This window comes from Bradyrhizobium nivariense (assembly GCF_029846695.2).
In the GTDB taxonomy this organism is placed as follows: Bacteria; Pseudomonadota; Alphaproteobacteria; order Rhizobiales; family Xanthobacteraceae; genus Bradyrhizobium.
In genome coordinates this window covers 1-10,850 of record NZ_JARWCR020000015.1, presented here as the reverse complement: position 1 = coordinate 10,850, position 10,850 = coordinate 1, and the positions used below count along the sequence as shown (strand labels likewise).

General features: G+C 65.0%; 11 protein-coding genes. 10 read left to right on the top strand and 1 reads right to left on the bottom strand.

Going from position 1 to position 10,850, the window contains the following annotated elements:
- The first annotated feature begins 65 nt into the window (after window positions 1-65).
- From QCM77_RS14600 to QCM77_RS14555, 10 genes are all read left to right on the top strand, one after another.
- Window positions 66-1,004, top strand: a complete 939-nt coding sequence (locus QCM77_RS14600; RefSeq protein WP_279684017.1) for a ring-cleaving dioxygenase — start codon at window positions 66-68, stop codon at window positions 1,002-1,004.
- Window positions 1,001-1,627 carry an alpha/beta hydrolase gene (locus tag QCM77_RS14595; RefSeq protein ID WP_279684016.1) on the top strand — a complete coding sequence of 209 codons (627 nt, stop codon included), beginning with the start codon at window positions 1,001-1,003 and terminating at the stop codon, window positions 1,625-1,627. Before QCM77_RS14600 ends, QCM77_RS14595 begins: the two co-directional genes overlap by 4 nt.
- A 181-nt stretch (window positions 1,628-1,808) precedes the next feature.
- Window positions 1,809-2,591 (top strand): IclR family transcriptional regulator, encoded by a 783-nt coding sequence (locus QCM77_RS14590; protein WP_279659886.1) that lies wholly within the window; start codon window positions 1,809-1,811, stop codon window positions 2,589-2,591.
- Window positions 2,588-3,463: an ABC transporter permease gene (locus QCM77_RS14585; protein ID WP_279684015.1), complete on the top strand. Its 876-nt coding sequence runs from the start codon at window positions 2,588-2,590 to the stop codon at window positions 3,461-3,463. Before QCM77_RS14590 ends, QCM77_RS14585 begins: the two co-directional genes overlap by 4 nt.
- Window positions 3,464-3,471: 8 nt before the next feature.
- Entirely contained in the window at window positions 3,472-4,338 is an 867-nt protein-coding gene (locus QCM77_RS14580; RefSeq protein ID WP_279684014.1) for an ABC transporter permease, read from the top strand.
- Between the two features lie 29 nt (window positions 4,339-4,367).
- Window positions 4,368-5,432 (top strand): ABC transporter substrate-binding protein, encoded by a 1,065-nt coding sequence (locus QCM77_RS14575; protein ID WP_279659889.1) that lies wholly within the window; start codon window positions 4,368-4,370, stop codon window positions 5,430-5,432.
- Entirely contained in the window at window positions 5,429-6,520 is a 1,092-nt protein-coding gene (locus tag QCM77_RS14570) for an ABC transporter ATP-binding protein (RefSeq protein ID WP_279659890.1), read from the top strand. The genes QCM77_RS14575 and QCM77_RS14570 overlap by 4 nt, the downstream gene beginning before the upstream one ends.
- A 7-nt stretch (window positions 6,521-6,527) precedes the next feature.
- Window positions 6,528-7,214 (top strand): AroM family protein, encoded by a 687-nt coding sequence (locus tag QCM77_RS14565; protein WP_279659891.1) that lies wholly within the window; start codon window positions 6,528-6,530, stop codon window positions 7,212-7,214.
- Complete coding sequence (locus QCM77_RS14560) at window positions 7,211-8,317, top strand: S-methyl thiohydantoin desulfurase family protein (protein ID WP_279659892.1); 1,107 nt, start codon at window positions 7,211-7,213, stop codon at window positions 8,315-8,317. The genes QCM77_RS14565 and QCM77_RS14560 overlap by 4 nt, the downstream gene beginning before the upstream one ends.
- Window positions 8,318-8,323: 6 nt before the next feature.
- Complete coding sequence (locus tag QCM77_RS14555) at window positions 8,324-9,877, top strand: hydantoinase/oxoprolinase N-terminal domain-containing protein (protein WP_279684013.1); 1,554 nt, start codon at window positions 8,324-8,326, stop codon at window positions 9,875-9,877.
- Between the two features lie 342 nt (window positions 9,878-10,219).
- Here the strand turns inward: QCM77_RS14555 and QCM77_RS14550 are convergent, their stop codons facing one another.
- Window positions 10,220-10,528: a GIY-YIG nuclease family protein gene (locus QCM77_RS14550; protein WP_279684012.1), complete on the bottom strand. Its 309-nt coding sequence runs from the start codon at window positions 10,526-10,528 to the stop codon at window positions 10,220-10,222.
- Window positions 10,529-10,850: the final 322 nt, after the last annotated feature.

The following is a 10,850-nucleotide window of genomic DNA, read 5'->3' as shown; positions in this document are numbered from 1 at the left end:
ATCCAAAGCGGAACGATATTTCCGGCCAGAGAGCAAAACCGCTCCCCGAATTCTGGAGGACGACAATGTCTGGACTGCACCATGTCACCGCGATCGCCGGCGACCCCATCAGGAATTTTGGCTTCTACACCCGGGATCTCGGCCTGCGCTTCGTCAAGAAGACGGTCAATTTCGACGATCCCGGCACCTATCACTTCTATTATGGCGACGAGACCGGCCGTCCCGGCACCATCCTGACCTTCTTTCCCTGGGCCGGCGTCCCTGCCGGGCGCCGCGGCGTCGGCGAGACCCATCAGACCGCCTTCCGCGTGCCGCAGCGTTCGCTCGGCTACTGGACGCAGCGCTTCACCGAGAAGGGCATCGCCTACGAGGCGCTGGAGAAGCGCTTTGGCGAGTCCGTGCTGCCCTTCACCGACCCCGACGGCATGGCGCTGGCGCTGGTCGGCATTCCCGGCGCGGAGAACGAGCCCGGCTGGAGCAATGGCGACGTGCCGGCCGAGCACGCGATCCGTGGCTTCCATGGCGTGACCTTGCTGCTCGACAGCGCGGCGAAGACGGCTGCCGTCCTCACCGACGTGTTCGGCTTCAAGGAAACGGGCCGCGAAGGTTCTGTGATCCGCTTCAAGGCGCCGGGCGATGCCGAAGGCAGCGTCGTCGACATCTACGAGGCCAAGGGCTTTTTGCGCGGGCATCAGGGCGGTGGCTCCGTGCATCACATCGCTTTCCGCGCGGCTGACGACGCCGAGCAGGGCAAGATGGCGCAGAAGCTTGTCTCCAATCACGGCCTGCATCCGACCGAGCAGAGGGACCGCAACTACTTCCGCTCGATCTACTTCCGCGAACCCGGCGGCGTGCTGTTCGAGATCGCGACCGATATCCCCGGCTTCGCCGTCGACGAACCCGTCGCGACGCTGGGACGTGAGCTGAAGCTGCCGGGCTTCCTCGAGGCGCAGCGCAAGCAGATCGAGGGTGTCCTGCCGAATTTGGAAGAGAGGGTGTCGTGACCGAGAATTCGTTCATCCATCGTTTCGAGCCCGCGCGCGACGCTGGCTCGGCCCCGCTTCTGCTGCTGCACGGCACCGGTGGCGACGAGAACGACCTGCTCGGGCTCGGCAAAATGATCTCGCCCGGCTCGGCCCTGCTCTCGCCGCGCGGCCGCGTGCTCGAGCACGGCATGCCGCGCTTCTTCCGCCGCCTCGCCGAAGGCGTATTCGACGAGCAAGATGTGCGCCGCCGCGCGCGCGAACTTGGCGACTTCGTCGCGGAGGCGCGGCAGCGATATGGCCTCGCCGCGCCGGTCGCGGTCGGCTTCTCCAACGGCGCCAACATCGCAGCCGCGCTGTTGCTGCTGCAGCCGGACGTGCTGGCAGGCGCGATCCTGCTCCGCGCCATGGTGCCGCTGTCGGATCCGCCCAAGGCAGAGCTTGGCGGCAAGCCGATCCTGCTCCTGTCCGGACAGGCTGATCCGATCGTGCCAGCAAGCAATTCGGCGCGGCTCGCGGCGCAGTTGTCGGAGGCAGGCGCCAGCGTGACCCACAAGATCTTGCCGGCGGGCCATCAATTGTCGCAAGCCGACGTGGCGCTCGCCCGCGATTGGATCGGCAACGTCGCCGCCGAGGCGGCCTGATCCAAAGAAGCGGCCCACTGTTCGGCCACGGTGCGCCGCTTCGAATTCCCTACGGGCAACCTTCGGTCGCATCTGCGCAATCGGGCACCACCCTGCCGGAAATTTCCGCTTGCCCGTTTCCACGCCAGGCTTAGAATTTGGGACATGGTTCCGAATTTTGGAACTGACGTGGACAAGGCCCATGAGTGCCCTCACCAACGCCATCGAGATCCTGCGCTGCTTTTCCAGCGCGCGGCCCGATCTGTCGTTCGCCGACGTGATGGCGCTGACGGGCAAGCCGAAGAGCTCGACCTCGCGGCTGCTGCGCTCGTTGCGCGATTGCGGGCTGCTCGAGCAGGATCCTCACACCCGCCGCTATCGACCGGGGCTCCTCACCTTCGAGCTCGGCCGGCTGCACCGCGCCCATGACGACCTCATCAGCATGGCCGAGCGCGAGCTGCGCGAGGTCTGCGCACGCACCGGGCATACCGGTTACATCGCCGTGCTCGACGGCTACGAACAGGTCGTGCTCAGAATCGTGCCGGGCTCCAATCCCTTGCGCGTCGTCAATCCGCCGGGCCAGCGTACGCCGGCACTCGCCACCTCGAACGGCCGCGCCATGCTCGCACGTCTCTCCGACGAGGATATCCGAGCCCGCGTGCCATCGACCTATCCAAAGCTGCCGCGCAACTCGCCGCAGAACTTCAAGCAGGCGATGGCGCGCCTGGATGAAATCCGCCGCACCGGCGTATCCGAGGCGGCCGACGAATCCATCGAGGGCGTGGGCTCGCAGGGCTTTGCGTTGAAGAGCGGCGAGACAGGCGAGATGATCGGGATCGCGGTGTCCTATTCGGTGCAGGCGACCACCGTTGCCGAGCGCGCCAATGTCCGGCGCGAGCTGACGGCGATGGCCGCAAAGCTGCGCCGGCTGACCGGCGATCAACTGGACCCGGTCGTCACACGCGCTCAGGCGGGGACGCGATGAGCGACGCCGCCGCCCAACGCCCCAATGGCCTTGCGCTCTTCATTCTGCCGAGCGCGCTGCTGTTTGCGCTGTTCTTCTTCCTGCCGATCGGACTGATGGCGCTGATGAGCGTGCTCACCGGCAATCCGGTGGTGGCGCCGAAGGTCGCCTTCACCACGCGGCATTACGCCCGCATGTTCGACGATCCCTATTATCTCGAGGTGATCTGGACCACGATCCGGATCGGACTCGTGACCACGCTGGTCGCGCTCGCGATCGGCTATCCGCTCGCACACTGGATGGCGCGCATCCGGAGCCGCACCGGGCACGCGCTGCTGCTGATGGCGGTGCTGGCACCGATGCTGACCGGCATCGTGGTGCGCACCTTCGCCTGGATGACGCTGCTCTCCGACAAGGGCGTGATCAATCAGACGCTGCTCTCGCTCGGGCTGATCAGCCAGCCGTTGAAGCTGATGTACACCGAGACCGGCATCGTGGTCGGGCTCGTCCACATCTACGTCCCCTTCATGGTGCTGACGCTCACCGGCGTGATCGGCCGCATCGACGAACGGCTGGAGCAGGCTGCGGAAAATCTCGGCGCCAGCCCCTTGCGCGCCTTCATCGAAGTGACGCTGCCGCTGAGCCTGCCCGGCATCCTGGCCGGCTCGCTGCTGGTCTTCGCGCTCGCGATCAGCGCCTATGTCACGCCGATCCTGCTCGGCGGCTTCCAGATCATGACGCTGCCGATCCTGATCTATCAGCAGATTTCGGCGAACTTCAACGTCGGCTTCGCGGCGGCGCTCGGCATCGTCCTGCTGCTGATCTCGCTGATGCTCGTCATCGCCTATAACCGCGCGCTCGGCCTCGTCTCCGGCCAGCGCGAATTGCAGTGAGCTCGGCGATGAGCACCTCCACCTCGCACAGTCCATCGCTCGCACCTGATCGCGCAGCTACGCCCGTTCGTATGGGCGGAAGCCCCAGGCATTATGGTCGATACCTCTATCTCAGCATCAACATCGCCATCCTGATTTTCCTGCTGGCACCGATCGCCGTCGTCGTCGTGTTCGCCCTGAACCCTACGCCCTTCATCCAGTTTCCGCCGGTCGGCGTGTCCTTGCGCTGGTTCGAAAAATTCTTCGCCTCGCGCGATTTCATGCATGCGCTCGGCTTCAGCCTCGAAATCGCGCTCCTAACCACGGTGTCCGCGACCGTGCTCGGCGCATCCGCCGCGCTGGCGCTCGCCCGCGGCAATTTGCCGGGCATGCGGCTGATCGTGGCGACCATGCTCTCGCCTTTGATGCTGCCCGCGATCCTGACGGGATTGGCGCTATTTCAAACTTATGTGCTGCTCGATGTCGGCCGCCCGACCTGGGGCCTGGTCGCGGGCCATACGCTGGTGACGTTGCCCTATGTGGTGCGCACGACGCTCGCGGTGCTGCATAATTTCGACCTGCGCCTCGAGGAAGCCGCACGCAATCTCGGCGCAAGCCCGCTGCGCACCTTCTTCGAGGTCACGCTGCCGCTGATCAAGCCGGGCGTGCTTGCGGGCGCGATCTTCGCCTTCATCGTCTCGTTCGACCAGTTCCCGGTGTCGCTGTTCCTGGTCAGCCCGGGCAACGAGACGCTGCCGGTCACGCTGTTCAACTATCTCAAATTCGATCTGGACGGCACCATCGGCGCCGCGTCGGTGGTGTCGATCGTCCTCGCATTCCTCGTCGTCGTCGGGCTCGACCGCACCGTCGGCCTGCGCTCCTACGTCAAACTGTAACCGCTCATTGTACCCAAAGGAATCGAGACATGATGAAAGCTCTGGGATCGTCACGGCTCAACCGCCGCCGCTTTCTTGTCGCGAGCGCCTCGCTCGGGATCGGCACGATGGCCGCGCCCTATGTCGCACGCGCCGACGATCCCACGCTGCGCATCACCGGCTGGGGCGGCAAGTGGGGCGAGGTCATGAAAGCCGAGATCGGGCCGGCCTTCGAGAGCGAGTTCAAGTGCAAGCTCCAGATCGACTCCGCCTTCCCTTATCTGCCAAAACTCCAGGCAAGCTCACGTTCTGCGCCGATCTATGACGTGATGCATACCAACTCCAACGAGCAGTGGGCCGCAGCCGAAATGGGGCTGGTCGAGCCGAAGATCGATCCCAAGCTCGTGCCCAATCTCGCCGACGTCTATCCCTATGCCATCAGCGACAAGATCGTCGGCGTCTCGATCTTCACCAGCGCGATCGGCCTCGGCATGCGCACCGACAAGGGCTATGCCGGCGTCACCTCCTGGAAGGAGCTGTGGGACGCGAAATACAACGGCGTGCGCGGCGGCTATGTCATCCCGGTCAACAGCCTCGGCCAGGCCTTCCTGATGATGTGCGGCACGCTGTTCGGCAAGGGCCAGACCGATCTCGATGCGGCCTATGCGGCGCTGGAGAAGCTGAAGCCGATCAAGATCGTCGATTTCACCGGCGCGATGGAGAAGATGCTGCTGTCGGGCGAAGTTGGCCTCTGCGTCATCCACGATTCCGGCATCTATCGCTATGACGGGCAGAACCAGCCGATCGATTTCGTCGCGCCGAGCGAAGGCGTGCTGTCGCTCGAGCAGGTCCTGACCATCACGCCCGGCAGCAAAATGAAGGAGCTCGCCAACGCCTATGTGAACTACATGCTCCGTCCGGATGTGCAGAAGCGCCTTGCGGAAACCGTGTGGTACTCGCCGGCCAACAGGAAGGTGAAGCTCGACGCCAAGTACGACGCCAAGCTGCTCACCACGCCGGAAAAAGTCTCCAAGCTGATCCAGGTCGACTGGAAGTGGTACAACGAGCGCAAGGACGAGATCGACCAGCGCGTCAACCGGATTTTCCGCGCATGAGCGCGTCGATCGAGATCGCCGGCGTCAGCAAGATCTACGACGGCGGCGTGCGCGCGGTGGATACGGTCGCCATGGACATCCGGCAGGGCGAATTCTTCTCCCTGCTCGGTCCGTCCGGTTGCGGCAAGACCACCACGCTGCGCATGATCGCCGGCTTCGAGACGCCGAGCGCAGGGGCCATCCGGGTCGACGGCGCCGACATCACCCATGTGCCGGCACACAAGCGCGACATGGGCATGGTGTTCCAGAACTACGCGCTGTTTCCGCATCGCACCGTCGCCGAGAACGTTGCCTTCGGCCTGCGCATGCGTGGCCTGGACAAAGCGAGCATCGCGACCAAGGTGAAGGCCGCGCTCGCCATGGTCGAACTGTCCGGCCTGGAGAACCGCCGGCCCGCCCAGCTCTCCGGCGGCCAGCAGCAGCGCGTCGCGCTCGCCCGCGCCATCGTGATCGCCCCGCGCGTCCTGCTCTGCGACGAGCCGCTGGGTGCACTGGACAAGAAGCTGCGCCAGCAGATGCAGTTCGAACTCAAGCAGCTCCAGAAGCAGCTCGGCCTGACCCTGGTGTTCGTCACCCACGACCAGGAGGAGGCGCTGGCAATGTCCGACCGCATCGCCGTGATGAATGGCGGCCGGGTCGAGCAGGTCGGCACGCCCGCCGAGATCTACAACCGGCCCACCACGCGTTTCGTTGCCGACTTCATCGGCGACACCAACATCTTTCGGGGCGAACGCGCCACGACAAGCGCTGGCAGTCGAGCTCTCGATGCGGGCAAGGGCCTGATGCTGGCGCTACCTCTCTCCACCGAGACGCAAGGCACCGGCGTTCTCTCGGTGGCGCTGCGTCCCGAAAAGATCCGCCTCTCGCCGCGCAACGATGCCGCAGACGGTGCGTCCGGCGTCACCGCGCATGGTGTCGTCGAGAACACCAATTTTCTCGGCGGCGCGGTGCTCTATCGCATCGTGCTCGAGGGCGGACATCGCGTCCTCGTGCAGCAGCCCAATGCAGGCACGGGCCGCCTGTTCGTTCCCGGCAACGGTGTCACGCTCGACTGGACGCCGGCCGATCTCGTCGTCTTGAAGGACTAGACCAGACATGAACATGCCATTGAAGCATCAGCGCATCGGGGTGGTCGTGATCGGCCAGAGCCCACGTCCTACCGTCGCCTCCGAAATCGCCACCGTATTATCGCCGGGCATCGAGATCGAGCTGCGCGGCGCGCTCGACGGCATGAGTCGCGCCGAGATCGACGCCATCCCGCCGATGGACGGCTACGACACGCTGTTCACCCTGCTGCCGAACGGCGACGGCGTCAGAATCAGCAAGAAGGAGGTCGAGCGTCGCGCGAGCCAGCAGATCACCCGCTTCAAGCACGAGGGCGTCGGCGTGACGCTGATGGCCTGCACCGGCAAATTTCCCAATCTCGCGGCTGACGGCCTCGTCATCCTGCCCTCGGCCATTCTGCATAATCTCGTCGAGGCCGTGCTGCCAAGGGGCCGCCTCGGCGTGTTCTCGCCGCTCGTCGAGCAGACTGCGCTGATCGACAAGAAGTGGCAGCGTGAGAGCGTCGAGGTGGTCGGCGTTACGCTTCGCCCCGGCTCGGACGATGCTGCGGTCGACGAGGCCGCACGCACGATGGCGGAGCTCGAACCCGATCTCGTGGTGATGGATTGCATCAGCTACACCAGCGCCAACAAGGCGCGCGTGCGCACCGCCTATCCCGGCCCGGTGATCCTCGGCATTGCCGCTGCGGCCCGCATCGTCGAGGAGCTGGTGTCGTGAGCAAGCCGGAATTGAAGACGATCAGCCTCGAGGAGATCGAAGCGCTGGCGGTCGGCGCCTGGATCCTCGGCACCGGCGGCGGCGGCAGCCCCTATCTCGGCCTGCTCAACCTGCGCCGGCTCTACGCCGAGGGCCACCGCGTGCAATTGATGTCGCCGCTCGACCTCGATGACGACGACTGGGTCGCGGTGGTCTCCAACATGGGCGCGCCGCTGGTCGGACAGGAACGCCTCGCCGACAGCCGCAACATCGCGCGCGCGGTGCGGATGCAGGAGGAGATCAACGGCATCAAGTTCCGCGCCGTGATGTCGGTCGAGATCGGCGGCGGCAACGGCGTACAGGCGCTGATGGCGGCCGCTCATCTCGGCATTCCCGTGGTCGATGCTGACTGCATGGGCCGCGCCTTCCCGGAGGCGCAGATGACGTCAGTTGCGATCGGTGACCTGCGCCCCTACCCCTGCACACTCTACGATCCGCGCGGCATCGAAGCCGTGGTGACAAAAGTACCGAGCTGGAAGTGGATGGAGCGGGCGAGCCGCAAAATCTGCGTCGAGATGGGCTCGATCGCCTCCACCAGCAAGGCCCCGCGCACCGGGCGCGAGGTGAAGGACTGGGGTATTCACTTCACCACCACCAAGGCGATCGGCATCGGCCGCGCCGTGCAGGATGCAAACCGCCGGCACGAAGATCCGATCGCCGCGCTGCTTTCGACCGAAGGCGGCAAGAAGCTGTTCACCGGCAAGATTGTCGACGTGGCCCGGCGCACGACGGAAGGATTCTTGCGCGGTTCGGCCACGATCGAAGGCAGCGATGCCGACCGCGGCAGCCGGCTCAAGCTTTCGTTCCAGAACGAATGGATCGTGGCCTGGCGCGGCGAGGAGGCGATCGCGACATCACCCGATTTGATCTGTGTGCTCGACAGCGTCAACGGCCACGGCGTCGGCACCGAGACCGTGCGCTACGGCCAGCGCGTCACCGTTGTGGCGCTGCCGGCGCCACCCGTGCTCACGAGTCCCCGGGGCCTCGAATTCGTCGGCCCGCGCGCCTTCGGCTACGACCTCGACTATCGTTCCCTGTTCGCGCCCGCTATGGCTGGAGCTTAAGATCTCATGAAACGTATTGGCATCGATGTCGGCGGCACCAACACGGATGCCGTGCTGATCGTCGACGAGAAGGTCGTTCATTCCGTCAAGCGCCCGACCACCGCCGACGTGACCTCGGGCATCCTGGATGCGCTGAAAGCGCTGCGCGCCGAGCCGGCCGCGGCGGTGAAGGTCGATGCGGTCGTCATCGGCACCACGCATTTCATCAATGCAGTGGTACAGCGCCGCCACGTCCAGAAGATCGCCGCGATCCGCATCGGCATGCCCGCGAGCGCCTCGCTGCCGCCGTTCTGCGACTGGCCCGCGGTCCTCGCCGCGCTCGTCAACGGCGACATCTTCATGCTGGAGGGCGGCCACGATTACGACGGCCGCCCTTTCATGCCGCTCGATGTCGCCGCCCTCAAGGACGCCGCGCGAAAAATCAGGGACAAGGGCCTGCGCTCGGTCGCGGTGTGCTCGAGCTTCTCGCCGCTCGACCCCTCCTGCGAGATCAGCGCGCGCGAGATTCTCGCCGATATCTGTCCTGACGTCGCGGTAACGCTGTCGCACGATCTCGGCCGCATCGGCCTGCTCGAACGCGAGAACGCCGCGCTCCTCAATGCCTCCCTGCACGATCTCGCCATCACCACGGTCGCGGCCTTTCGCAAGGCAATCGCCGACAGCGGCATCGATGCGCCGCTGTTCCTGACCCAGAACGACGGCACCGTCATGCAGGCCGAGATCGCCACCGCCTTCCCGGTGATGAGCTTTGCATCCGGCGCCACCAATTCCATGCGCGGCGCCGCCCACCTCTCCGGCCTCGACGACGCAATGGTCGTCGATGTCGGCGGCACCACCTCCGACATCGGCCAGCTCCGTCACGGCTTTCCGCGCGAGGCCAACGCCGTGGTCGAAGTCGGCGGCGTCCGCACGCTGTTCCGGATGCCCGACCTGTTGTCGATCGGGCTCGGCGGCGGCAGCCATGTCGACGAGGATCCGGTCCGCGTCGGGCCGCTCAGCGTCGGCTACCGGCTGACATCGGACGCGCTGGTGTTCGGCGGCACGCGTCTCACCGCTACCGACATTGCGGTTGCCGCCGGCCTGATCGAGATCGGCGACCGCTCGCGCGTCGCCAACCTGCCGAAACGCCTGATCGAAGCCGCGCTGCGCGATGCCTGGCGCAAGCTCGAGGAAGACATCGACCGCATGAAGACCGAGGCCGGCGACGTGCCGCTGCTCGCGGTCGGTGGCGGCGCCTTCCTGGTGCCGGATCGCTTGCCCGGCATTTCCGAGATCGTGCGCGTGCCGCATGGCGACTGCGCCAATGCAGTTGGCGCCGCGATCGCACAGGTCAGCGGCGAAGCCGATCAGGTATTCCGCGATCTCAGCCGCGAGGATGCGATCGCGGCTGCACGCGTTATCGCGGCGGACCGTGCCGTTCAGGCCGGCGCTGCACGCGACAGCCTCAAGACCGTCGACGTCGAGGACATGCCGATCGCTTACCTGCCCGGCAATGCATTGCGCGTCCGCGTCCGCGTCGCCGGCGCGATCGCCGATCCGGATTTGCCGGCGGCGGCGTAGCGGCCTGTCAAAACCTGAAAAACAACCCCATGCACAGTAGCCGGTGACAGCAAAATCAACGGCTTACGCGCGCAGGCCATGAGGCGGTTTGACTCGTCGGGCAAAACAGGGGCATAGTGTCATCATCGGAAAATCCGCAGCGCCGTGCCACCCCGTCATCCTGAGGTGCGAATGGCGCGATGCACAGCATCGCGCCGGGAGCCTCGAAGGATGAACGGCCCATCTGTAACCGGACTAAAGCGCGATGAGATCAGGATGAATCATCATCGCGCTTTAGGTTGTTGTTTGAGCATGATCTTTTCGGAAAACCGCTTCGCACTTTTCCGGATCATGCTTTAGCGCTTACTTCTTGGATTTCGGCGCTCCCGCGCGTCTCCGCGCAAGCTGGCTCACCGATCTCCAATCCGAACGAATGAGCGCCTCCTTTTTGGCTCGGCTCGATCCCTTGAGCTGCCGCTCGGCCGCAATGCCGTCAGTGATCCGATCGAAATACTCCGACCACACGAGAACGACCGGCCGTCTCGAATAGGTGTATCCTTGATAGGCACCCGCATTGTGCTCGTCGACGCGCTTGGATGTGTCCTCGCCAGTGGCGCTTCCAATGTAGAAAGAGCCATCCGCACAGCGCAGCATGTAGACATAGATGCCCACAACCTCATCCTTCGAGGCTCTCCGTACGGTGCTTTGCACCGCACGGCTCGCACCTCCAGCGACAACCGCTTCGCGGTGCGCGGGGATGACGGCAGCGTGCTTGTTGTCAATGTTCAATGAAGCAACTTTTGAGTGCGCCGACGGCTCTACATCGTTTTGAGCGCTTCGGTCCGACTTCGCCTCTCATTCCGTCATCCTGAGAGCTTGTGACGCATTTGGCGTTCTGCGGAGTTTTGGAGCGATGTGGCAAGTGCTCGTCGTGGCAAACGGCAGTTTGAGGCTCGAGTTTGTCGATGAACTCCCGCTTATGCGCTGGCGAGGC

Coding starts and splice junctions, on each gene's coding strand:
- QCM77_RS14600 (WP_279684017.1), top strand. CDS start 66: ATGTCTGGACTGCACCATGTCACCGCGATCGCCGGCGACCCCATCAGG.
- QCM77_RS14590 (WP_279659886.1), top strand. CDS start 1,809: ATGAGTGCCCTCACCAACGCCATCGAGATCCTGCGCTGCTTTTCCAGC.
- QCM77_RS14585 (WP_279684015.1), top strand. CDS start 2,588: ATGAGCGACGCCGCCGCCCAACGCCCCAATGGCCTTGCGCTCTTCATT.
- QCM77_RS14580 (WP_279684014.1), top strand. CDS start 3,472: ATGAGCACCTCCACCTCGCACAGTCCATCGCTCGCACCTGATCGCGCA.
- QCM77_RS14575 (WP_279659889.1), top strand. CDS start 4,368: ATGATGAAAGCTCTGGGATCGTCACGGCTCAACCGCCGCCGCTTTCTT.
- QCM77_RS14570 (WP_279659890.1), top strand. CDS start 5,429: ATGAGCGCGTCGATCGAGATCGCCGGCGTCAGCAAGATCTACGACGGC.
- QCM77_RS14565 (WP_279659891.1), top strand. CDS start 6,528: ATGAACATGCCATTGAAGCATCAGCGCATCGGGGTGGTCGTGATCGGC.
- QCM77_RS14555 (WP_279684013.1), top strand. CDS start 8,324: ATGAAACGTATTGGCATCGATGTCGGCGGCACCAACACGGATGCCGTG.